The following is a 21,978-nucleotide window of genomic DNA, read 5'->3' as shown; positions in this document are numbered from 1 at the left end:
TCCGGCTGAGGTCCAAGGTGCTGGTGCGTCGGCATCTGGGTTTGCTTTGTCCTTGGACCCTTAGACGCCCTTCGCGCCGTCCCACTCACAATCCCGCTCACTTCGGCCCACCTTCCGGCATCACCGGCGGCATCCGGTCTTCGCCCTGGCCCCGGCGCAGTTCTCCCCGGTAGCCGGTCAGGCCGCGTTGCTGCCCGCTCAGGCCCGCGCGGAAGGTGGCTGGATCGAGGAAACGGCCTTCCCGGAACAGCGTCGGCGTTTCGCCCAGCGGAAAATCCTTGCGGAGCGGGTGGCCTTCAAGATCATCCGGCGTCAGCACTTTGCGGAGGTCGGGGTGGCCCACGAATTCCACGCCCATCAGGTCATAGACCTCGCGCTCCAGATAGTTGGCTGCCTTCCAGACCGGATACAGGCTGTCCAGCGGTTCGCTGTCGTGCAGCCACACCCGCAAAAACAGCCGGCGGTGGTCATCGGGGTGATAGACGTTGTGTAGCACGGCAAAACGCTTGGGCCGGGGGCTGGTGTAGGCGCTGTAATCGATGCCCACCGTGTCCATCAGCATGAAGCCGCGAGCTTTGAGTTGCATGGCGACTTCGCGCAGTTGCTCGGCGGGCACGATAGCGGTGGGTTCGGCAGCGTCGTCTTCGGTCAGGCCCAGCGCGGCCATCAGCGGTTTCACGTCGCGTGGGTCGGTGGGATTGAGGCCCTGCGCGGCCAGCGAATGCCGTCCCACACTGGGGTCGTCGGTGGGCGCGGGCCGAGATTCTGCCACAGGCCGCACCGGTTGGCTCTGAGAACTCTGCATGCTCGCGTTGCGCCCGGTCAGTTTTTCGCTGTTGCCGCCGCCGGAGCCATCGTTGCCGCCCGTCACCGCGTCCACGCATCCACCATCGGCAACTGGTGGCCCAATTGGTCAAAGGCTTCGCCGCGCACTTTCTTCTGAAGCTGCATCACGGCGTAGATCAGGGCTTCGGGGCGGGGCGGGCAACCGGGCACAAAGATGTCGACGGGCACCACGCTGTCTACGTTTTGTACGATGGCGTAGTTGTTGAACATGCCGCCCGAGCTGGCGCACGCGCCCATGCTGATCACCCACTTGGGGTCGGGCATCTGGTCGTACACCCGCCGCATAATCGGGGCCATTTTCTTGCTGAGGCGTCCGGCCACGATCATCACGTCGGCCTGCCGGGGCGAGGCGCGGAACACTTCGGAGCCGAAGCGGGCAAGGTCGTTGCGCCCATCGGTGCTGCTCATCATTTCGATGGCGCAGCAGGCGAGGCCGAAAGTGGCGGGCCACATGGAGTTGCTGCGGCCCCACGCCACCAATTTTTCCAGGCTGGAAAACAGGACGCCTTCGGATTCCAGTTCCTGCCAGTCGCGTTCAAATAATTCCTTGAGTGGCATACGTGTACCTCTGGTACGGATCTAGGGTGCTTGTCTAAGGGACTAAAGGTCTGGGCCTGAGCATCAAGAGTGTGGGATTGCCAGAGCCGTGTGCTGTTCTCAGACTCTTAGAGGTGTGTTATGCGGCGCAGCACTCACTGCCGGGCCGCCGTTACGCCCACTCCAGCACCCCTTTTCGCAGGATGTAGTAGTAGCCCACCAGCAGCAAAAGCACGAAGGCCAGCGCCTCGAAGAAGGCGAAGGGAATCAGCTTCTGGTAGGCCACCGCCAACGGGTAAAAGAAGGCGGTTTCGATGTCGAAGATGATGAACAGCATGGCGACGAGGTAGAAGTGAACCGGAAAGCGCTGGCCCGTGCCCACGCCGCCTTCGGGATCGTTGCCGCTCTCGTAGGCCATCAGTTTGGCGCGGCTGGCTTTTTTCGGCCCAAGGATGGCGCTGACCACGACGGCCAGCACGCCAATCCCGACAGCGATCAGCAGCATGATGACAAAATTCGCGTATTCGATAAGACTGCCCTCCTAGGGTCCCAAACTCTCCTGTATTCGTGCAAGCTCGTGAAAAACAGCACGAGCATCAGGAAAAAAAGAGAGGGGCCAAACGAACTTGCCGTACAACCTGTGCGGAAATTGAGCTGTGATACGCCCCTAGTTTTATCACGAACCTCGGCGGCAGGGGCGGCATAAAGGCACAGGATGCCGGGCCAAGCAGAGCACGAAAATGTCATGCCGCATCCCCCAAATTGGCAGGATGCGGCGGGCGTGGCTTGCCCCGAGCTATAGGTTATGAACCCCAGGTGTTCTGACGACTATTCTCAACATTCCCAGCCCCAAGCCCAAATCCCACGTCCACCACGCCCTTCCCACGCACCACTTGCCAGCCTGGTCTTCACCCTAAAGATCGCCAAATTCAGTCACGGCCCGCGCCAGAGCGTCCGTCGTGGTGGCCTGATGCCCCGCCCACGCCAGCCAGAGCGTGTGCAGGGCGCGTTCGGTGGCCATCAGCGCGGCCTTGACGCCAGGTGTGGCCTCGTCACCTGCTGCGGCCAGGGCCAAAGTCAGGTGCAACTTGGCGTGCAGGTAACGGTTTTGCTCGGTGCGGAAGCCGTCGTAGATGTACACCACGCCTTCCCACGCTGGCGAAAAGGAATGCCAGATCAGGTGCGTCACCGCCTCATGGCTGCCGATACACAATTGCGCGGCGGGGATGCCGTCGGGCGTCAGCAGTTGGCGCTCGAAGCAGTGCTGGGCCGCGAGGCCGCTCACATCGCTGTCCACACTGGCGCGGAAGCGGGCCTGAATGACGCGGCGGGCGGAGTCTCTGGCCGTGGAGTCACGCGGAGTGTAGGACATAGTGAGGCTAGTATATTCTGTTTTGGGCTAAGTGTCATGGGGGTGGGAAAAGGCCCAGGCTGCCAAGCCCGCGCTAGCCTAAGCCATGTCCAGTTCCCCTCCCCTGCGTGTGCTGGTGGCGGGAAATACCAACGCAGAGTTTCATCTAGAGGCCCCTGTCTTGCCGCTGCCCGACGTTGAAAACACCGCCTATTCGCACGGCCTCACGCTTGGCGTCAGCGGGGTGGGGTTCAACGTGGCGCACGCTCTGGCACGGCTGGGGGCCGATCCGGGCCTGCTGACCTTTGCCGGAAATGATCCCGCCGGGGAACTGTTACGTGCGACACTGGCATTCGCGTTTGTGTGCTGGACGCGCCCACTATTGCCATTGGCGCGTGAAGCGGGCGTGCCCATCGTAACCGATTTGCAGGCCACTCCCGGCCCCGCGCACCCCTATGACCAACCCTTTTTGGCCCATGCCGACGTACTTTTGCTGAGTGCCGAATACCTGACCATGCCCCCCCTAGACGCGCTCCGGGCCTACCGCCAGAGGTGTGACCCGGCCATTATCGTAATTTCGTTAGGCGCAGAGGGAGCATTGATGTCGGAACGGGGGCAGGCTCCGCACCATCAGCTTGTTGTGCCGACCCGCCCTGTCGTTTCCACTAACGGCGCAGGCGACACCCTACTTTCGGCGTTTGTGTGGGCCTATTTTGGTGGATATTCGGCGCGGGAAGCGTTGCGGCTGGCCTGCACCTTCGCCTCCTAGAAGTGTGGCGAGGCAGGCCATCTGTCTGGAAAAGAACTGTCGGAACTGTGCCTGACGGGATAGCTTGCCGTGTGACAACTTGGCCTGTGACTGCCTCCACCCTCTCCCCCACCGCCGACCTGACCGCCGAGCAGCAAGCCGTGACTGGGCGGGCGGCACAGGCGATTGCCCAATACGCCGACGAGTGCGAGGCCACGCAGGACGTAACCGGGGGCGCTGCCGAAGCCTTACGCCGCAGCGGATACGCCCGCCTGACCCTGCCTGCTGCAGAGGGTGGTTTGGGCGCGAGCCTCACGCAATTTGCGGCGGCACAGGCGACGTTGGGCGAAGCGGGCGCGGGACTGGCTCTGATTCTGGCGATGCACGGGCATATCGTGGGTGCGGCGTTTGGGGGGCGCACCCTGCCCGACGAACTGCTGAACGCTTTGGCCGACGCCAGCCTTGCCGGAAAGCTGCTGAATGCGCTGGCCAGCGAACCCGAACTGGGCAGCCCTTCTCGCGGAGGCTTGCCACGCACCGCCGCCACGTCCGACCCAGCGGGCGGCTGGCAAATCAGTGGGCGCAAAACCTGGGCCACCGGAGCGCGGGCGCTGGACTTTGCATTGGTGAACGCCGCCACCCCCGATGGGCAGGTCGGGCGCTTTTTGGTAGACCTGAAGGGGGCGGGCGTGACGATAGAGCCGACGTGGACGGGTGCTTTGGCCCTCCGCGGCAGCGGCAGCCATGATGTGGTATTTGACGGCGCGGCGGCCCGCTTGCATGCCCCTCCCAGCAGCGGGCATCCAGCCAGTGCCGCGTGGTTCTGGACAGCCATCGCCGCGACCTATCTGGGTGTAGGATTCGCCGCCCTGCACGCGCTGACCGCCTACGCCCACCAGCGCACGCCCACCGCGCTGGGTGCGCCGATTGCCACGCTGCCCCGTGTGCAGGAAAATATAGGCCGAATCGCGGCTGACCTGCATGCCGCCCGCGCCTTCTTGCATGCCGCCACGCAGCAGTGGGACGCTCAGCCAGACGGCGCCGCTGTGCCTCTGATCGGTGCGGCCAAAGCCTATGCCACCAATGCCGCCGTGAGCGCCACCGACCTGGCCGTGCGGACGGCTGGGGGCGCGGCCCTGACGCCTGCGCTACCGCTGGAACGCCTGCTGAGGGACGCCCGCGCAGGGCTGACGCACCCGCCGAGCGACGAAGCGGCGTATACGGCGTATGGGCTGAGTTTGCTGGGGAGTTGAGGCGTTTTAGAGAAGAAAGGCGTCTAGGAGTCAAGGGTCTAAGAACTCCAAAGAAAAGCGCTTACAGGAAGCCGCATCAAAACTGTTGGTATTCAGGGTCTACAGTCCAGAGCGCAAGGCGCATTGAATCCCACCCGACCCACTCCCGTATTCTGGCCCCTGATGCGCCTGTTGCCCCGCTTCAACCCTTGGTCTGTGGTGGCCCGCCTGAGCATTTCGGCGGTGCTGGGCGTGCTGGTGGGGGCGCTGCTGGCACGGGGCGCGGTGTCTTTGGTACTGGCGCTGGTTCCGGCAGGACAGCCGTATGTGCGCGGCGTAGCGGGCACATTGGCCGCCATCCTCAGCGTGATGGTGGGCTTTGGGCTGTCTGGGGCGCTGTCTACGCGGGCGCTTCCGATTGCCCGTCTGGGCCTCACGCGGGCACAGGCACGCATACGCGGCGGCATTGCGGCGGGGGCCACCGCTGGCCTTCTGATCGTGCCAGTCGGCGCTTTGATGGGTCTGGCGGGCATTTACCGGGGAGGCCTGCTGGGAGACAGCTTCGGCGCGGGCCAACTGACCGCCGGACTGGGCTTGGTGGCGGCGCTGTACGGCCTGTTGTCGGGCGGGCTTATGGGCCTGCTGACCCTACGGGCGCGGCTGGCCTGGCGTCCGGCGGTGGCGGGCCTGCTGGGATTCGGTGCGGTGGGGTTGCTGGCGGGCGCGGCACTGGGCGCGGTGGGCGTGCCAAGTGTGCTGGGCGGTGGGGGCTGGGGACTGTTGGCAGTACTGGCAAGTGTGCTGGCGCTGGGGCAGGTGGTGGGCGACCTGCTCATTGCCGCCAGCATAGACGCCGCCTCTGACCGGGGCGAGCAAGACCGGGCGCATTCCGGCCAAGTTGCAAGCACGCTGTTGGTGCTGGTGCTGGCGCTGCTGGGAATCTGGGCAGTGGCGCGTGCGGGCGTAAATTTTGTGCAGTCGCGGCCTTCCAATCCGGTGGCCCTAGCTGTACCCCAACGCCAGAGCCTGGGCGACAGCCTGGGTTGCGCGGCCCCTACCGACCCGCTGGAACTGGCCGCATGGCGCGTGACCACGCGGGAAGGCCGCCCTGACTTCTCGTGCGGCAATACCTTTTTGGGTTTTCTGCATACGCCCAATCCCGATCCGGCATTCAGCAGTGTTCCCACCACCCCACACGGCGGTTTTGACGGCCTGGCCACGCAAATGGCAGGTGCAAAACGGGAAGTCCTGTTTGCCGTGATGGAATGGCACGACGAGCCGGGGCGCGGGCCGGGGGCGGTGCTGGCCGGCGGAATAGCGCAATTGTATGAACGGGTGCGGGGCAATCCTGCCGCTTACCCAGACGGCATTACGCTGCGGATTGCGCTGGGGAATTTTCCGGTTCCCGTGAATCTGGAATGGGGGCCACAAGTGTACGCGGCGGCCCGCGACCTGCTGGCGGCGGGCGTGCCTCTGGCAGATCCGGCCCGCAAGTGGCGCGTAGAAGTCGCCAACTACATCGGCACTTTTCCCCACAGTCACGCCAAATTGCTGGTCACCGACGGCGTAGACCTGACCGTGATGGGCTTCAACGTGGGGCCGCTGCATCTGGATTCTGCCCGGAACGACGGCCACGGCGGCAACGTGCGTGACCTTGGCGTGCGGGTGCGCGGCCCCGTTGCCGCCGATGGCCTGAACGTCTTCGATGACCTCTGGACACGCAGCCGTCTGCTGAACTGCGCCCCGGACGTAACTGCCGCCACCGTACAGCGGGCCTGCCGACTGGGAGAAGTCGCCAAAGCCACGCATCCGCAAGGCACAGACGAGCTTCGGATCGGCGTGAAAGGCTGGGAGCGCGTGTTCAGCCTGTACCGCCGCGAGGGCTTCCGCGCCGCCGACGACGCCACTGTGGGTATGATCGGCGCGGCCACGCAAACCATCGACCTGATGCACGTGTCGTTCAGCATGAGCGTGGGCTGCAATCTGGCGCTGCTGAATCCGGGCCTGTGCACCTTCGGCGACGCCCTGCCGTGGATGAAAGCATTGGCCGACGCTGCGGGCCGGGGCGTACAGATCCGCGCCCTGCTGTACGAACACGGCTTTTTGGGGCTGGAAAACCGGGTGGGACTGGCCGTGCTGCGCCGCGAACTGGAACGGCGGGGGTTGGCAGACCGGCTGGAAGCCCGCTGGTATCCGGGGGCCGTCCACGCCAAAACCATGCTGCTCGATGGGCGCATGCTGACGGTCGGTTCTCAAAACCTGCACTATTCCTCGTGGACGCCGCGTGGCCTGAACGAATACACGCTGGCGACCACCGCCCCCGCCGCCGCTGCCGGGTATGCCCGCGAATTCGCCTTCTTTTGGAGCAAGGCTGAGCCTGCAGAATTGCCGGGCTGGTTGGGCGGGGATGGCGGGGAAGCGGATTGAAGAGTGTGGAATTTGGGTCGGCGTGGGCGAGGCGTCTAAGGGTCTAAAGGTCGAGGGTCTAAGGTGCTGGGGCGTCGGAGGTTGTAGGTGAACCCCCCGTTACTTTGCAACGCCCCCTTAGAGGGGAGGACAACAGCTGGGGTTTCATGTCGTTCTTAGACCCTTCGACCCTCGACCCTTAGACATTCACCACGCGGCCCGAGAAACTCACACTCCAACTGACCGACATTCCCCCTACAGCACTGCATCTTTGGGATGTTGGCGCGGCGGCCCTGCGCCCGCTACACTCGCCCTGTGCGCTTTGGTGTGGTTGTTCTTGTTGCTCTGGCGGGGGCTGTGGCCCTCTGCTCTCCGGCTTTTCCGGCCCTTGCCCGTTACGGCGCTTTGCCCAGCAGCGCCGACGCCCCGGTGACCGTGCTGCTGGCAGGCGTTACACCCAATTATCCGCCCAGCGCAGTGTGGCCCTACCCCGCCGCGCCCGAAGATTACAGTGGCCTGACCGATACGCTGCTGCTGGCCCAACTTCGGCCCGATGGAACCACCAACCTGCTGAGCATTCCGCGTGATACGTGGATGACTATTCCGCGTTGGGGCAACGGCAAAATTAACGGCGCAAACGTACACGGCGGCCCAGACATGCTGGTGTCGGCGGTAGAAAGCTTGACTGGGGTGAATGTAGACGCCTACGCCCTGCTGAGTCTCCACGCGGTACGCTCGATGACCGACGCGGCAGGCGGCGTGACTCTGGATGTGGCCCAGCGCATGAAATACAACGATACGGCGGGCAAACTGCACATCGATCTGCAACCGGGGCGGCAACACCTGAACGGTGAGCAAGCCGAGGGCTACCTGCGCTTCCGCAAGGATGGAATGGGCGATATCGGGCGTGTGGCGCGGCAACAGACCTTCCTGACCGCCTTTACGGGCAAGCTGAAAAACCCGTTGAATGTGTGGCGCATGCCGGGCATCGTAGGTGCGCTCAATTCCAACGTGAAATCCAACCTGTCGCGGGCACAGGTCGGGGCGCTGCTGGGCGGCATACTGAGAGGGCCAACCCTGACCATGCACACAGTTCCCGGCGACTTTGGCGGCGGCGGCACGTGGATTCCCAACCGCAGTGCCCTGAACGCCACTATCGCCAAGCATTTCCGCGACCCCAACGACCCGCGCACCCTGAATATCGCTGTAGTCAACGTGGCTGCGCCCGACGGCAGCGCCCGCCGCCTGAAGGAAAAGCTGGAGGGCATGGGCTACCAGAACGTCAGTATCTCCTCGGCACTGGGGAGCGCGGCCACGACGACAGCGTCGGGCGCAGCGGCGGCGCGGGTGTTGCAGGATGTGGGCTACGGACAGGTCGCAGCCAACTCGCAGGGTGCAGGCGGCGCAGACGTGACGGTGCGGCTGGGAAGCGATACGCCGGGGGAATGAGGGGGGAGGCTGGCGCTTGTGGGACGTAAGAAAAATGTCTAAGAGTCGAGGGAATGAGGGTCTAAGAAACCCAGCTTCACGCCTTTGCTTTGGCCTGCTACCGAACTCGAACACCCGTGAACCACAGGGGCGAAGTCAGCGCAGTGGGTTGCCCTTGACCCGCCTTTGACCCTAGACTCTTGAACCTGGCCCCGCCTATCTCAACCAGCACGCTGCCCTGTCTAGACCTCCTTTCTGAAACGATTCAGACTGCCCGCCATTCCTGCTAGCATTTGCGTATGACACAAGTTCCGCAGGCGGGCGCGGCTACCCTGACGGGTGAACTGAAGTGGTGGCAACACGGCATCATCTACCAGATCTACCCCCGCTCCTATCAGGACAGCAACGGCGACGGCGTGGGCGATCTGCCCGGCATCACGGCGCGGCTGCCCTACATTGCCAGCCTGGGGGTAGAGGCCGTGTGGCTGTCGCCGATTTTTACCAGCCCCATGCGCGATTTTGGCTACGATGTGGCCGACTACTGCGACATAGACCCGTTGTTTGGCACGTTGGCTGACTTTGACGCGCTGGTGGCCGAGGCACACCGTTTGGGCCTGAAAATCATGCTGGACTACGTGCCCAACCACAGCAGTTCCGATCATGTCTGGTTTCAGGAAGCCATTTCCAGCTCCGACAACCCCAAGCGGGATTGGTACGTATGGCAAAACCCCGCGCCAGACGGCGGCCCGCCCAACAACTGGAAGTCTTTTTTTGCTGGCCCCGCGTGGACACTGGATGAAGCCAGCGGTCAGTATTATCTGCACCAGTTTCTGCCCAGCCAGCCCGACCTGAACTGGCGCAATCCCGATGTGCGGGCCGCCATGTTCGATGTGCTGCGCTTCTGGATGCGGCGCGGCGTGGACGGCTTCCGGGTAGACGTGATCTGGCTCTTGGCCGAAGACGAGCGTTACCTTGACGAGCCGGAAAACCCGAACTGGCAGCCCGGCCAGCCCGATCACTGGCGCTTGGAACATCCTTACACCCAGGATCAGCCCGAGACGCACGAGTACATCCGCGAGATGCGCCGCGTGCTGGACGAGTTCGATGACCGCATGATGGTGGGCGAAATCTACCTGCCCATAGACCGCCTGCTGCCCTATTCCGGCACGCCCGACGCCCAGATGGTGCATCTACCCTTCAACTTTCACCTGATTTTGCTGCCGTGGACTGCGAATGAGGTGCGGGCCTTTGCAGACAGCTACGACGCGGCCAGCATCGCTGCGGGCGCGTGGCCCAACTGGGTACTCGGCAACCACGACCAGCACCGCTTCAAGTCGCGTGTGGGGGAGACCCAGTACCGCGTGGCCCAGACCCTGCTGCTGACCCTGCGCGGCACGCCCACCGTATACTACGGCGATGAACTCGGCATGGAAAACGTGGCGATTCCGTTAGAGCAGATGGTCGACCCGGCGGGCCTGCAACAGCCCGATGTGCCCAGCGCCAGCCGCGACCCAGAGCGCACCCCCATGCAGTGGCAAGCTGGCCCGAATGCCGGATTTGCCCCCGCAGGCGTGACGCCCTGGCTGCCCCTCGCCCCCGATGCCGACACGATAAACGTGCAGGCCCAGCAAGACGACCCACACAGTGACCTGAACTATTTCCGCGCCCTGACCAAGCTGCGGCGTGACTATCCGGTGCTGCTGGGCGGCGATTACCGCAGCCTGGACACCGCCCACGACGATGTCTTTGCCTTTGAACGCACCGATGGAAGCCAGCGCCTGACCGTGCTGCTGAACTTTGGCGCAGAAACGCGGGAAGTGGCGGGACTGGGCGGCCAAACTGTGTTGAGCAGCCTCAGCGACCTGCCGGACAGCGCGGCAGCCCTGCGCCCCAACGAAGCACGAATCATTCTGAACTGAGGATTAAATACGAAAGAGGAAGACAAGTCGTTTGGGCTTGTCTTCTCTCTTTTTGGCTTTGAGACCCCAAGCAGAGGCGTAATTCGCCTTTGACCTTCCTCAGACCCTTAGACCAAGTACCTCGGCACCCACCTGTCCCATACCCCTCAGTACGGCAAGCCCGCCAACGCCAGCAACTCCGTTCGCGCCCACAACGCATTGTTCGGACGGCTAGCGGCGTCGCGGCGGGTCAGGATGATATGCAGATGCGACAGGGGATCACCGCTGTGGGGCGGCATTTCGCCCGGTTCCAGCACCGAGCCGTGCAGCCCCCAGCCCAGCAGCACGCCCACGCCGTACAGGTCGCTTTCTGGCCCCAGCGGTTCTCCCCGGTAGGCCTCCGGACTCTGAAAAGCTGCCGTGCCCATGCGTGTAGGCGCGGTCAGGACTTCGTGTACCGGCCCCGACAGGTCAAAATCCACCAGTTTGGCGCTGCCGTCGGGTTCGGCCACGATATTTTCGGGCTTGATGTCGCGGTGAACCATGCCGCGTGCGTGCAGGTAAGCCAAAGCGTCCAGCAGATGCACCAGGGTCAGCAAAAAGGCCCGGCGTTCTTCGGTCAGGGCGGGGCGGGCGGAGTAGCGGTCAAACAGGGTTTCGCCGCGTGCCAGGGTGACTACCAGCGCAGGCTGATTCAGGACGGTGGTGCGCTCCAGCACCCGCACCAGGCGGGGATGATCGAGGGGCGCGGCGTTCTCGTATTCGCGGTCTGCGTAAGCCGCCAGATGGAGCGGGAATATTTTGACGGCGCAGGGCGTTCCTTCCTTGGACACCGCAAAATAAACCACGCTGTGCGAGCCACGCCCGACGGGACGAATCAATCGCACCCCATCGCCCACAAGTTGACCCGCCAAAGGCATCGGCCTCACGCTAGCGCACGAGTAGCCCCGTTGGGTAGACACCCCAACCAGATGAAGGGGCGTGCAGCTCGGCAGTGACATAGGCAGTCGGCGTCCAAAGCGCGTCTGCCGAGGCCGCACATCTGCCCTGTGGCCCATAGAATCGCCCCATATGACAGGGAACAGATGACGGCCTACGGATTGGTCTTGGGCGGCGGCGGGGCGCGGGGGCTGGCGCACATCGGTGTGTGGCGGGTACTGGAAGAAGCGGGAATCAAGCCTACTGTGCTGGCCGGAACCAGCATGGGCGGGCTGGTGGGCGCATTTATCGCGGCCGGTTATTCGGGCGCTGAACTGGAAAAAATATCGGCGTCGGTATCGTGGCGGCGCTTGGTGGATTGGCGGCCCGGCACTGGCCTGATCCGGGTGTCGGCCTTCGAGTCGTGGCTGTCTCAGCATTTGCCTGCCACCTTTGAAGAACTGCCTCTGCCGCTCGCGGTCACGGCCACCGATGTCCTGACTGGCCGGGGCGTGTACCTCTCGCGGGGCAACCTGCTGACGGCGCTCCGGGCCACTACCGCCTATCCGGGGGCGCTCGACCCTGTGCCACTCGATGAAATGCTGCTGTCGGACGGCGGCGTGCTGAATCAGGTTCCGGTAGATGCCGCGCTGTTTCTGGGCGTGCGGAAGGTGCTGGCCGTAGACGTGACCGCGGCCAGTCCGCTGGAACTGCACGGGCGGCGCGTGCTGCTGTGGCGGCGAGAAGCGCATTTGGGGCCAGTGCAAGCGCTCCGGCGGGCCGTGGAAATCATGCAGGCTCAACTGACCGACGCCCGCCTGAGTTTGTACCGCCCTGATATTTTACTGCGGCCCGTGCTGGGCGACGTAGACCTACAAAATTTCAACCGTTCGGCGCAGGCCATCGAGGCGGGGCGAACGGCGGCACTGGCCGAATTGCCGCGTATTCAGACGTTGTTGGGAAGTCCCGGCACCGGCTGATACGGATTCCGTATGATTGCTGTACAGTCGGCCCTGCTTATCAACACAGCCACCGCCTGTCCGTCCATCTCTGCTGCGCAGCTTTACAAGTCCCGGAATCCGTACTTTCTCCCACTCGCTCCGCTCGGATTGAAAGCCCAAATGTACGGCTTTCAGTCGAAGTCCCTATGAACACACCCGCCGCGTGAAGCTGGGGTTGACCCCACTCGCCGTTCCTCACCCACTATCCGCTATTCTGCGCGGTGCATGACCAGATTGCTCAAGTCCGCCCCCGGCCCCCTTCAAAAACTGTGGAAAGAACTCCTGGAACCCATCGTCTTCGCGGTGGTCATTACGCAGTTTGTGGCCACATTGGTCGGTGTAGACGGCGTCAGCATGATGCCCAACCTCCGCAACCGCGAGCGCGTGTTCGTGCCCAAATACGAAACGTGGCTGCATAAAGCAGGCATCGGAGAATTCAAACGCGGCGACATCCTGATCTTTAAACCGCCCCGCGCCGCCGCCAACGCCATCCCGGAGCTGAACAGAAGCGCCCCGCTGAACCTCTGGACATACCGCCCCTTTCTGATCAAGCGCCTGATCGGGCTACCCGGCGACAAAATCAGCATCAGCGGCGGCGAGGTGACCCTCAACGGCACCAAGCTGGATTCCAGCTGGACAACCGACTACTGGCGCGAGCAGGGCTGCTGGGACACCCAGAGCGACCTGGCGAATCTGGCCGCCTCTAGCCGCAGCAGATACTTGACAGATCAGCCTGAAATTACGGTGCCCGCAGGCCAGTATTTTGTAATGGGCGACAACCGCACCCCGGAAGGCAGCGAAGATTCACGCTTGTTTGGCCCGGTGCCCAAGCGCGATATCGCAGGCCGCGCCGCCGCCGTGATCTGGCCGATCATGCGGAAAACCAACATCAAATACGACTGTGCCGCCAATGCGGTCGCCGCCGACGGACTGAGCGGAGAAAACGTGCTGAACTGGCGCGTGCTGACCCGCCCGGAAGGGTTCAGCACTTTCAATAAATAGCTGAATAAATGGGCTGAAGCCGCCCAAAAAACAGAAGGGAGCCAGTCACGTAGACGGCTCCCTCTGTTGCTTTGGAGTTGATGGACGGCGGACAGTTGACCTAGTCGTCTTCCTGCTCGTCCTCGTCATTCTCGCCGAGCACGGTGATTTCGGTGGTTTCCCACGCCACACGGTACTCGCCCTCACGGGCAATGTAGTCGGCGGCCATGCGCAGTGTTTCTTCGACCCACACGTAATCGTTGCTGAGGGTCGCCACACCGATGATCTCCCAATCGTGGGCATCCAGACCGTCGAGGCGGGCCACCGTGAGGGGGTAACGGGCCTTCAGACGCTCTACGACAGGCCGCACCAGCGCCCGTTTCTCCTTGAGGTTACTGACCCACGGCATCTCTACACGTATGGTCAGTACACCCACGTAGCCCAGCGCCACCGCGTCTAGAGCATTCCGGCAAGGAAGCCCTGCCCGCGCACTGCGCGAACCAAGTCCATCACCGTCAGTTGAGAGGGGTCGTAATGCACTTCGATTTGGCCGTCGTCGGGCATGGCACGGACGACGCCGGGCAGCGCCAGAAGCGCCCCAGCCACTTTGTCGCCTGCCTCGCGGTTCATGCCGCGCACACCGAGCAGGACGCGGGTTGCAGATTTCGTCATAGGCAGCAGTATAGAGGCTCTACCGGCCCAGTTCGGGCAACTCTGACGGCCCCAACTTCTGACCCGGCGCAGTGTCGGCCCGCGTGCCCAAATGCCGCACCGCGTAACGCCCCAACACATGTGCGCCTTCGGCAAGGGCGGCGGCCTCCAGCGCGGGCGTCACAGCAAAATGCACCTCGTACACGGCGGTGTCGTAGGCACTCTTGACGGTGGCGTGCAGCAATCCTTCGGCGGTGGCGGCCTGGGCATGGGGCGCGAGGGCCACCGTACGGACCAGCACCACCGGGCGGTCGCCTTGCCACACGCTCTGGGCAAAAATAAAGCCGTGCAGCACGCCGTCGTCTTCGGCCACAAAGGAATGCTCACTGCGTTCGTAAAATTTGAGCGCAGGCAGCGTGGTACAAATCCGGCCTTCGCGTTCGCGGGGCGGCAAGGTGTCAAAGGCAGGGTCGGTATGGCGCAGGGCGGCAAGATCGAGCGCGTGCAGGGCGTCGTAATCGTGTTCGGTGGGGACTCGGTAACGCATAGGCGAAGGCTATCAAAGGACAGCAGAGCAGGCAGGCAGGGGCGGCACAGGAACACGTCCCTCTGTGTGGTTGCCAGCCGTAATGACAGATCTACCCAGTGTCAGCGCAGTTTCTCGGCTTCCACCACCTCTGCCCAACTTGGCATGCTGTCCTGTGCGCCGGGACGGGTGCAGGCCAAACCCGCTGCCAAGCCCGCCCAGTGCAACGCTTGGGGCAAAGGGTCGCCACCGGATAGCCGCGCTGCCAGCACGCCACAAAACGTGTCGCCCGCTCCGGTGGTGTCTATGACCTGCACCGAATGGGCCGGAAGGCGGTAAACCATATCAGGGGTTACGGTCAGGCTGCCCTGTGCGCCTAACGTGACCGTAACCGCCCCCGGCCCAAGCTTCAGCAGCGACTGTGCGGCGACAGCCAGTTCGTCCTGGTCAACAGTTCGCCCCACCAGCGCCGCCAATTCGTGTTCGTTCACGATCAGATGGTGGGTGTGGGCCAGTAATGCGGCATCCATCTCGCGGGCAGGCGCAGCATTCAGGATCACGGTCAGTCCGGCCGCATGGGCGCGGCGGGCGGCTTCGCGTGTGACGGCAGGCGCAAGCTCTTGCTGAAGCAGCAGATGGGTCAGGCCGCTCCAGTCGGCGGGCAGATGCTCTGGCCCAAAGCGGGCATTTGCGCCGCTGGCAACGGTAATTGCGTTTTCTCCGCCTGCCGCCACCGTAATCAGGGCCAGCCCGGTAGGAGCGTCGAGCGTGTGCAGAAGCGACAATTCTACGTCCGCACGCTTCAGTCCCGCCAACGCCGGGAGCCGGAACGGATCGGACTGGCTGCCCACCGCCCCACACAGGGCGACATGTGCGCCTGCCAGAGCGGCGGCCACGGCCTGATTCGCGCCCTTCCCCCCCGCCGACACGCGGGCGTCGCCGCCCAGTACTGTTTCGCCGGGGGCCGGAATGCGGGCAGCCTGCACGGTCAGGTCAGCATTCACGCTGCCAATGACAAGAATGGTCATGGGCTGAGGCTAGAGCATTCAGTCCTTCCCGTCTTCCCCACTCTCTTCAACTTCTGCCGTTTCTGCCGGATAGCGCCCGCGCCACAACTCCCACCCCTCATCCGGGAAGGCCCGCTTGGCTTCGGGGGCAAACAGGCGTGCGCCCTCGGTCTCCAGATCGGGGTAGGGGCAGGCCATGACTTCGGTGGACTGCATGGCGGGATGATCGGCCCACTTGATCAGGCGGCCCGAACCTCCCCAGGCGTCGTCGGTGGCCCACACCACGCGGCCCACGCCCAAGAGCGAGGACGCGCCGCCGCACATCAGGCAGGGTTCGAGGCTGGAGTACAGAGTCAGCTTGCCGGGGTTTTTCAATTTACCCAGCGCAAAAAACACGTCCATTTCGGCGTGGGCCACACTCGCTCCGCCCACACGTTCGGCAGTCTGATCTTCGCCCACACGGTTTCGGCCTGTCGCCACCACTTCATCTTGCTCGTTGACCAGCACGGCCCCCACCGGAGAACTGCCCGCCGCCACTGCCTCGCGGGCCATCTGAAGTGCCGTTTGCAGGTGCGCCCGGTGGCTGAGAGTGATCGGCGGGGGGCCAGGAGGCTGGTCAGACATGTTGTGCAGTGTGCCAGAAGACGTGTGAGAGCAGCTTGAGGCGACCTTGAGTCGGCCCATTCAGCCTGGTGGGGGTGTGCTGGCGAGGGCATGAAGGTTTTGTTATACTCAGTTCAATTACACAGTGTTTGCTCCAAAGTGGTTGTGTGTCTCGTGGGTGCTTTCCTGCCATTTGGCCGCCGTTCCCCGCCCCCGTTGCCGATCCCTGCTTTTGCCTGCGCTGAGGCCTTCTCTCTTTACCCCGGCTGTACGCCCAAGAGTTCACAGAGTTTCCTAAAGGAGCGTGTCTGCGCCCATGACTGCACCCCAATCCCCTGCCGCAAGCCCCCTGCCCCGCCCGTGGCTGGCCCACTATGAAAAGGGCGTGCCGCACGACTTTACGCCCAGTGCCGACACCGTGCCGATGCTGCTGGAGCAGGCCGCCGCCAAATTTCCAGACCGGCCTGCTCTAACGTTTGTGGGCGCGTCTATGACTTACAAAGAAGTGTGGCAAGACGCCCAAAGATTCGCCACTGCCCTGCAAAAATCGGGCGTGGCTCCCGGCGACCGGGTGTCGATCATGCTGCCCAACTGCCCCCAATTCGTGGTGGGCTTTTATGGGGCGCTTCTGGCCGGCGCGGTGGTGGTCAATACCAGCCCGCTGTACACGCCCAAAGAGCTGGAACACCAACTGACCGACAGCGGCAGTGAAACGCTGATCATTTTGGATACGTTTTACCCGCGCTTTGCTGAGATTGAGGCCCGCGTGGGCGTGCGGCGCGTGATCGTGACCGGCATTCAAGACGCGCTGCCGTTTCCCAAAAATCTGCTGTATCCGGTGAAGGCGCGGCGTGAAGGAACCTGGGTCAGTATTAAGGCCAGTGGAAAAGTGCTGCCCTTCAAGGCCTTGGTCAAATCGCAGCCGCCCACGCCCAGCAAAGTACGGATAGAGCCGGACGATGTGGCGCTGCTGCAGTACACGGGCGGTACCACCGGCGTGCCCAAGGGAGCCATGCTGACCCACCGCAACCTGGTCGCCAACTGCGAGCAGGCCCGCGCGTGGATGACCGATTTGCGGGAGGGCCAAGAAGTGACGCTGGCCGCCATTCCGTTTTTTCATGTGTACGGCATGACCGTTGCCATGAATTTAAGCGTGCTGGTGGGCGCGACAATGGCCCTCGTGCCCAATCCCCGCGACATCAAGATGGTGCTGGGCGCAATTACGGCCAGCAAAGCTACGTTGTTTCCGGGCGTACCCACGCTGTACAACGCCATCAACAACCACCCCGACACGCCCAAGCACGACCTGACCAGTATCCGCGCCTGCATCAGCGGCAGCGCACCGTTGCTGCTGGAAACCTCGCGCAAGTTCCGCGAAATTACGGGCGGCGCGAACCTGGTCGAAGGGTATGGCCTCACCGAAGCCAGCCCGATTACCCACACCAATCCGATTTTCAGCGGCCAGCGCGAAGGCAGCATCGGACTGCCGATGCCCGGCGTGGACGCGGTGGTCGTGGGCGAAGACGGCCAGCCTGTGCCTCACGGCGAGGTTGGAGAGTTGTGGGTGGCTGGCCCCATGATCATGAAAGGCTACTGGCAACGCCCCGACGAAACCGCAAAAACGATGCGTGAAGCGTTCGGGCGCACGTGGCTGATGACCGGCGACATGAGTGTCATGGGCGAAGACGGCTACTTCAGTATCGTAGACCGCAAAAAAGACCTGATCATCGCAGGCGGCTTCAACATCTACCCGCGTGAAGTGGAAGAGGTGCTGATGGGTCATCCGGCGGTGCTGGAAGCCGCCGCCGTGGGTCTGCCCGACGCCTACCGGGGTGAAAACGTACATGCGGTGGTGGCCCTGAAACCCGGCATGAACGCCACCGAAGCCGAAATCATCGCCCACTGCAAAAAAGACCTGAGCGCTTATAAAGTGCCCCGCAGCGTGGAATTCCGCACCGAACTGCCCAAAACCGCCGCCATGAAAATTCTGCGCCGTCAGCTGGCACAGGAGGCAAGGGAAGCGCAGGCGGTGGGCAAGGGCTGAACAAATGAGTCCCGTACTGCTGTAATGAAGCCCTGTATTTCGCTTCAAACGGCGCACCCCCGCCTGACCCCCGCCATTGTGTGGGGGTTTCTCACGTGATTTATGCACAGGTGACGTTTCTTACAGGGCCGCGCTGCACTATCATGGGGCTTATGGCGTATACCATCCTCGTCGCTGATGACGAACCGGCCATCCGGACTATGCTGGAGGTCATTCTGTCGGCAGACGGGCACGAAATCGTGGCTGTTCAGGACGGCAAGACTGCACTGGATTATCTTCGTGACCACACTCCCGACGCAATGCTGCTCGACGTCAAAATGCCGCATATGGACGGCTTCGAAATCTGCTCCCGTGTCAAGCGCATCAAACGGTTACGCAACACCCCCGTGCTGCTGCTCACCGGCTTCGACGATGATCAGACCCGCGACCACGCCAAATTGGTGGGCGCAGACGACATCGTGTACAAACCCCTGTCTGGCAAAAATTTGCGTGGCCGCGTGAACCAATTGATCGAGGCCCGCCGCCGCTGAGCGGGGAGACACGGCTTGGTAGGCCGCTGAGTGATGTAGCGCTTGCTCCTATACGGAGAACCTTATTCACACAGCTTGGCGCACAGTGTTCTATAGACGTGTTTGACACACATGTTTGATACATAGGCTTGATACACACTGGTGAACAGGGGCCGCTTGACCAACAGTGTCCAGAGCTGAGAGCGCCACACTTGCAAGAGCCGCACCAGAGGAGAGAGGCTTGATTTTCGTACTGAGGTTCTTAAAATTTCTGACTTCCCTGATGATCGCGGCGCTGGTGGCCGGGGCAGGCGTGGCGGCGACCTATGCCAGCAAATGGGCACGCGAACTGCCCGATTACCGTCAACTCGATTCTCTGACCCGTTCTCTCGGTGCAGAAACACGGGTGTTTGCCCGCGACAACACCTCGCTGGGCAGCCTGATTCCCAAAATTGGTGAGCAGGCCATCAGCCGAACTCTCGTTACGCTGGATGAAATTAGCCCGTTTATGGTGGCCGCCCTGATCAGCAACGAGGATCGGCGGTTTTTTGAGCATTACGGCCTTGATCCATATGGTCTGGCGCGGCAATTCCAACGGCTGGCACGGGGCGACGAGGTACAGGGCGGCAGCACGCTGACCAACCAACTCGTCAAGAACACGCTGCTGCTGGAGGAATACAATCAGGCCCGCACCCCTGACCGCAAGCTGAAAGAATGGATGCTGAGCGTGCAGGTCGAGCGCAGCTTTACCAAGGAAGAAATTCTTCAGAACTACCTGAATACGATTTATTGGGGCGACGGTGGCCCCGTGGAGTTGTACGGCATCTACGCGGCGTCTCAGGCATACTTCCGCACCACGCCCAAGCGCCTGACGCTGGCCCAGAGCGTGTACCTGACGGTTCTGGTGCCCAGCGCAGGCCGTTACTTCGACTACGCACAGGTTCGCCCGCTGATGAAACTGGTGCTGGCCCGAATGGTGGAAGACCAGTGGGTCACGCAGACTCAGGCCGACGCCGCGTGGCAAGAGAAGCTGCAACCGCGTGGCTGGCAAGTGGTGTACGCCGCGTCCGGCGACATCAAAACGGCCCAACTCGTAGACCGCACGGCCAAAGAACTGAAAGCCGTAACCACCACCCGCGCCCCGCACTTTATGGGTCAGGTGGAGGGCGAACTCGTGCGCCGATTTGGCCGCGAGAAGGTGTACGGCAGCGGCGGCCTGCGCGTGTATACCACCCTCGATCCCAAGGTTCAGAACGCTGTGGAAACTGCCAGCCGTGAGGCCACCGGATTGCCCCCCGGCGCGACGTTGGGCGCAACCATCCTCGACCCCTATACCAGCGAGGTACTGGGGATGATCGGCCAGAAGCTTGTCGGCAACGCGCCGCCCGACGACTGGAACAACGCTGCGCAGGGCCAGCGCCAGATCGGATCCACCATCAAGCCGCTGCTGTATACCACGGCCCTGAGCACCGGACTGACCCAGGATCACCGCGAAGACGACAAGCCGGTGTCCTATCCGTGCATCGGCTGTAAAGACGGCGTGTATGAACCGGAAAACTTCGAGGGCGCGACCACTTACCGCAGCATGACCATTCGGGAAGCCCTTGACCGCTCTCTGAACCTGGTCACGGTGCGCCTTGCAGACCGTATCGGCCTTCAGACCTTTTTTGGCAAGTTGCGCGAATTGGGTGTGCCGCCCAACGACGGAACCGGGCTGGCTGCCGCGCTGGGCGCAGTAGAAACCACGCCGGTAAAAATGGCGGCGGCCTACTCCCCCTTCGTGAACGGTGGCCTGTACCGTGCGCCGCGCTACCTGACCCGCGTGACCACTGCACGCGGCGAAGTGCTGTACGACGCCGGAACGACCCCCGTCAAACCCAAGCGGGTCTGGACACCACAAGTGGCGTATCTGGGCCTGAACATGATTCAGGGCGTGGTGAACGACCTCACCGAGCGCCAAGGTGGGCTGGCGACCAAAGCCAAGTTCGGGGAGTGGCCGGTGGCGGGCAAAACCGGTACCAGTAACGGCCCCAAGGATTTTTGGTTCGTGGGGACGACCCCCCTGTACACCGGAGCCGTCTGGGTAGGCAAGCAGCAGGGCGGTGAAATGCCCATCAACTTCTTTTCCGGCTACGTGAACGCCCCAATCTGGCGGCGCATGATGGAAGTGGCCCACGCGGGCAAAACCGTCACGCAATTCACGGAACCCCCCGGCATTTTGACGGCAGATGCCCCCGACCAGGGTTACTTGCCCGGCGTCAAGATTGCTCTGCTTGACCCCCAGTACCGCGACGCCGCCAATACTCAGATTCAACCCGACGCGCCCTTGCCTACCGTGTACCGCGAAACCACCTACACACCGGGCAGCGAAGACCCCCGCACCGTGATGATCGACATTGACCGCACGACGGGGCGGCTTGCCACCGAATTCACGCCCCCAAATAACATTGTTCAGCGGCGCGTGTACATAGAGGAACTCCCCGGCTACGCGCCCGACCCCAACCCGGCCCCCCTGCGCGATGAGAAGCCCGACCCGGCGGCCCTGAAAGCCGTGAAAGCTCAGTCCAGCACGCTCACACCTACCACACCCTGATTCCTCTCCCCATTGGCGGCCCCCGGATGCACGGTGGGCCGCCTTCATCGCTTGCGGCTCTCATGGCCCGGTCACGCAACGGCAGCGTAGGCGGCGCATCATGGCTCCCATGCGTCACGCCCCCCTACTGACTTTGCTCTTGACTCTGGGGGCAGGCCAGGCCGACGCCCGCGTAAGATTGGGCGACCCGCTCCCGCCTCATCCCTGGACAAGTGCCGCTGACCGTGAAGTGGTCGTGGTCTATTCGCACGACTGCGGCGACTTGGGCGACCTGTGGCAGGCTGTGCTGGACAGCGGATTACCTGTAAGGGCCGTGAACGCCGAAGACATCCCCGCCCCAGCCCCCGCAGGAATCAACCCCTGGCGCGGCGCGGAAGCCACCACCTTTGCCCGCAAGTTGAAAGTCGGAGCCTATCCGACGGTGCTGCTGGTGCAGGGCGGGCGCGTGCTGAATGCCTGGGAGGGGACGTTCCGGGGCGAGTGGTAGAACACTTTGGGATGGAAACTGGGCGATGTAAAAGCGTATAAGGGTCTAGGGTCTGAGGGACTAAGAAGGGCAAAGGCTGTGCCAGATGGAGTTCGCTGAACACAACGCCCGGCCAGAATCTCACCGCACCTCCACCTTAGACCCCTAAACTTGCCCCACTGCCACCCCAACACCCCATGCCGGGACGCCCTGCCCACCCCTTGCCCGTTAAA

Annotated in this window: 21 protein-coding genes; 11 read left to right on the top strand and 10 right to left on the bottom strand. The window is 63.1% G+C overall.

What is annotated here, in order from left to right:
• Positions 1-97 precede the first annotated feature (97 nt).
• The 4 genes from M1R55_RS12695 to M1R55_RS12680 all read right to left on the bottom strand — a co-directional run bounded on the left by M1R55_RS12695 (position 98) and on the right by M1R55_RS12680 (position 2,755).
• Positions 98-880 carry an NADH-quinone oxidoreductase subunit C gene (locus M1R55_RS12695; RefSeq protein WP_371827109.1) on the bottom strand — a complete coding sequence of 261 codons (783 nt, stop codon included), beginning with the start codon at positions 878-880 and terminating at the stop codon, positions 98-100.
• On the bottom strand, positions 868-1,404 hold the full coding sequence (locus tag M1R55_RS12690; protein WP_064014384.1) for an NADH-quinone oxidoreductase subunit B family protein: 537 nt from the start codon (positions 1,402-1,404) through the stop codon (positions 868-870). Before M1R55_RS12690 ends, M1R55_RS12695 begins: the two co-directional genes overlap by 13 nt.
• A 151-nt stretch (positions 1,405-1,555) precedes the next feature.
• Positions 1,556-1,888: an NADH-quinone oxidoreductase subunit A gene (locus tag M1R55_RS12685; protein WP_249392115.1), complete on the bottom strand. Its 333-nt coding sequence runs from the start codon at positions 1,886-1,888 to the stop codon at positions 1,556-1,558.
• Between the two features lie 408 nt (positions 1,889-2,296).
• The gene (locus M1R55_RS12680; protein WP_249392114.1) at positions 2,297-2,755 is read right to left on the bottom strand and encodes a hypothetical protein; all 459 of its coding nucleotides are present in this window, start codon (positions 2,753-2,755) and stop codon (positions 2,297-2,299) included.
• Between the two features lie 85 nt (positions 2,756-2,840).
• Between M1R55_RS12680 and M1R55_RS12675 the strand changes: the two genes are divergently transcribed.
• The 5 genes from M1R55_RS12675 to M1R55_RS12655 all read left to right on the top strand — a co-directional run bounded on the left by M1R55_RS12675 (position 2,841) and on the right by M1R55_RS12655 (position 10,467).
• On the top strand, positions 2,841-3,503 hold the full coding sequence (locus M1R55_RS12675; RefSeq protein ID WP_249392113.1) for a carbohydrate kinase family protein: 663 nt from the start codon (positions 2,841-2,843) through the stop codon (positions 3,501-3,503).
• A gap of 86 nt (positions 3,504-3,589) precedes the next feature.
• Complete coding sequence (locus M1R55_RS12670; protein ID WP_249392112.1) at positions 3,590-4,735, top strand: acyl-CoA dehydrogenase family protein; 1,146 nt, start codon at positions 3,590-3,592, stop codon at positions 4,733-4,735.
• Positions 4,736-4,897: 162 nt separating this feature from the next.
• Entirely contained in the window at positions 4,898-7,141 is a 2,244-nt protein-coding gene (locus M1R55_RS12665; protein ID WP_249392111.1) for a phospholipase D-like domain-containing protein, read from the top strand.
• A gap of 255 nt (positions 7,142-7,396) precedes the next feature.
• On the top strand, positions 7,397-8,569 hold the full coding sequence (locus M1R55_RS12660; RefSeq protein ID WP_371827108.1) for an LCP family protein: 1,173 nt from the start codon (positions 7,397-7,399) through the stop codon (positions 8,567-8,569).
• Positions 8,570-8,847: 278 nt separating this feature from the next.
• Positions 8,848-10,467 (top strand): alpha-amylase family glycosyl hydrolase, encoded by a 1,620-nt coding sequence (locus M1R55_RS12655; RefSeq protein ID WP_249392109.1) that lies wholly within the window; start codon positions 8,848-8,850, stop codon positions 10,465-10,467.
• Between the two features lie 146 nt (positions 10,468-10,613).
• Here M1R55_RS12655 and M1R55_RS12650 read toward each other — a convergent pair whose 3' ends face one another.
• A complete protein-coding gene (locus tag M1R55_RS12650; protein WP_249392108.1) occupies positions 10,614-11,366 on the bottom strand; it encodes a serine/threonine-protein kinase in 753 nt (250 codons plus the stop codon).
• Between the two features lie 165 nt (positions 11,367-11,531).
• Here M1R55_RS12650 and M1R55_RS12645 point away from each other — a divergent pair, with 165 nt between their 5' ends.
• Positions 11,532-12,344 (top strand): patatin-like phospholipase family protein, encoded by an 813-nt coding sequence (locus M1R55_RS12645; protein WP_249392107.1) that lies wholly within the window; start codon positions 11,532-11,534, stop codon positions 12,342-12,344.
• Between the two features lie 246 nt (positions 12,345-12,590).
• Positions 12,591-13,367 (top strand): signal peptidase I, encoded by a 777-nt coding sequence (lepB, locus tag M1R55_RS12640; protein ID WP_249392106.1) that lies wholly within the window; start codon positions 12,591-12,593, stop codon positions 13,365-13,367.
• Positions 13,368-13,467: 100 nt separating this feature from the next.
• Here the strand turns inward: lepB and M1R55_RS12635 are convergent, their stop codons facing one another.
• The 5 genes from M1R55_RS12635 to M1R55_RS12615 all read right to left on the bottom strand — a co-directional run bounded on the left by M1R55_RS12635 (position 13,468) and on the right by M1R55_RS12615 (position 16,154).
• The gene (locus M1R55_RS12635) at positions 13,468-13,797 is read right to left on the bottom strand and encodes a DUF503 domain-containing protein (protein ID WP_249392105.1); all 330 of its coding nucleotides are present in this window, start codon (positions 13,795-13,797) and stop codon (positions 13,468-13,470) included.
• Positions 13,798-13,802: 5 nt separating this feature from the next.
• Positions 13,803-14,018, bottom strand: coding sequence for a heavy-metal-associated domain-containing protein (locus M1R55_RS12630; RefSeq protein ID WP_249392104.1), 216 nt, complete (start codon positions 14,016-14,018; stop codon positions 13,803-13,805).
• A gap of 19 nt (positions 14,019-14,037) precedes the next feature.
• Positions 14,038-14,544: a DUF1999 domain-containing protein gene (locus M1R55_RS12625; protein WP_249392103.1), complete on the bottom strand. Its 507-nt coding sequence runs from the start codon at positions 14,542-14,544 to the stop codon at positions 14,038-14,040.
• Between the two features lie 101 nt (positions 14,545-14,645).
• Positions 14,646-15,551 (bottom strand): ribokinase, encoded by a 906-nt coding sequence (locus tag M1R55_RS12620; protein WP_249392102.1) that lies wholly within the window; start codon positions 15,549-15,551, stop codon positions 14,646-14,648.
• Between the two features lie 18 nt (positions 15,552-15,569).
• A complete protein-coding gene (locus tag M1R55_RS12615) occupies positions 15,570-16,154 on the bottom strand; it encodes a nucleoside deaminase (RefSeq protein ID WP_249392101.1) in 585 nt (194 codons plus the stop codon).
• Between the two features lie 295 nt (positions 16,155-16,449).
• On the opposite strand from M1R55_RS12615, the gene M1R55_RS12610 reads away from it, so the two are divergent.
• The 4 genes from M1R55_RS12610 to M1R55_RS12595 all read left to right on the top strand — a co-directional run bounded on the left by M1R55_RS12610 (position 16,450) and on the right by M1R55_RS12595 (position 21,766).
• Positions 16,450-18,177 (top strand): long-chain fatty acid--CoA ligase, encoded by a 1,728-nt coding sequence (locus M1R55_RS12610; RefSeq protein ID WP_249392100.1) that lies wholly within the window; start codon positions 16,450-16,452, stop codon positions 18,175-18,177.
• A 143-nt stretch (positions 18,178-18,320) separates the two neighbouring features.
• Entirely contained in the window at positions 18,321-18,707 is a 387-nt protein-coding gene (locus M1R55_RS12605) for a PleD family two-component system response regulator (protein WP_064014365.1), read from the top strand.
• Positions 18,708-18,927: 220 nt separating this feature from the next.
• Complete coding sequence (locus M1R55_RS12600) at positions 18,928-21,279, top strand: transglycosylase domain-containing protein (RefSeq protein WP_249392099.1); 2,352 nt, start codon at positions 18,928-18,930, stop codon at positions 21,277-21,279.
• 100 nt (positions 21,280-21,379) lie between these two features.
• The gene (locus tag M1R55_RS12595) at positions 21,380-21,766 is read left to right on the top strand and encodes a penicillin-binding protein (RefSeq protein WP_249392098.1); all 387 of its coding nucleotides are present in this window, start codon (positions 21,380-21,382) and stop codon (positions 21,764-21,766) included.
• Positions 21,767-21,978 lie beyond the last annotated feature (212 nt).

It is taken from the genome of Deinococcus sp. QL22, from assembly GCF_023370075.1.
Taxonomy (GTDB): domain Bacteria; phylum Deinococcota; class Deinococci; order Deinococcales; family Deinococcaceae; genus Deinococcus.
This window is presented reverse-complemented; position numbering and strand designations above follow the sequence as displayed.

Excerpts from the sequence above, each read along its gene's own strand:
- M1R55_RS12595 (WP_249392098.1), top strand. The coding sequence starts at position 21,380 with ATGGCTCCCATGCGTCACGCCCCCCTACTGACTTTGCTCTTGACTCTG.
- M1R55_RS12650 (WP_249392108.1), bottom strand. The coding sequence starts at position 11,366 with ATGCCTTTGGCGGGTCAACTTGTGGGCGATGGGGTGCGATTGATTCGT.
- M1R55_RS12630 (WP_249392104.1), bottom strand. The coding sequence starts at position 14,018 with ATGACGAAATCTGCAACCCGCGTCCTGCTCGGTGTGCGCGGCATGAAC.
- M1R55_RS12655 (WP_249392109.1), top strand. The coding sequence starts at position 8,848 with ATGACACAAGTTCCGCAGGCGGGCGCGGCTACCCTGACGGGTGAACTG.
- M1R55_RS12625 (WP_249392103.1), bottom strand. The coding sequence starts at position 14,544 with ATGCGTTACCGAGTCCCCACCGAACACGATTACGACGCCCTGCACGCG.
- M1R55_RS12665 (WP_249392111.1), top strand. The coding sequence starts at position 4,898 with ATGCGCCTGTTGCCCCGCTTCAACCCTTGGTCTGTGGTGGCCCGCCTG.
- M1R55_RS12605 (WP_064014365.1), top strand. The coding sequence starts at position 18,321 with ATGGGGCTTATGGCGTATACCATCCTCGTCGCTGATGACGAACCGGCC.
- M1R55_RS12610 (WP_249392100.1), top strand. The coding sequence starts at position 16,450 with ATGACTGCACCCCAATCCCCTGCCGCAAGCCCCCTGCCCCGCCCGTGG.
- M1R55_RS12645 (WP_249392107.1), top strand. The coding sequence starts at position 11,532 with ATGACGGCCTACGGATTGGTCTTGGGCGGCGGCGGGGCGCGGGGGCTG.
- M1R55_RS12615 (WP_249392101.1), bottom strand. The coding sequence starts at position 16,154 with ATGTCTGACCAGCCTCCTGGCCCCCCGCCGATCACTCTCAGCCACCGG.
- M1R55_RS12680 (WP_249392114.1), bottom strand. The coding sequence starts at position 2,755 with ATGTCCTACACTCCGCGTGACTCCACGGCCAGAGACTCCGCCCGCCGC.
- lepB (WP_249392106.1), top strand. The coding sequence starts at position 12,591 with ATGACCAGATTGCTCAAGTCCGCCCCCGGCCCCCTTCAAAAACTGTGG.
- M1R55_RS12675 (WP_249392113.1), top strand. The coding sequence starts at position 2,841 with ATGTCCAGTTCCCCTCCCCTGCGTGTGCTGGTGGCGGGAAATACCAAC.
- M1R55_RS12685 (WP_249392115.1), bottom strand. The coding sequence starts at position 1,888 with ATGCTGCTGATCGCTGTCGGGATTGGCGTGCTGGCCGTCGTGGTCAGC.
- M1R55_RS12620 (WP_249392102.1), bottom strand. The coding sequence starts at position 15,551 with ATGACCATTCTTGTCATTGGCAGCGTGAATGCTGACCTGACCGTGCAG.
- M1R55_RS12660 (WP_371827108.1), top strand. The coding sequence starts at position 7,397 with ATGTTGGCGCGGCGGCCCTGCGCCCGCTACACTCGCCCTGTGCGCTTT.
- M1R55_RS12690 (WP_064014384.1), bottom strand. The coding sequence starts at position 1,404 with ATGCCACTCAAGGAATTATTTGAACGCGACTGGCAGGAACTGGAATCC.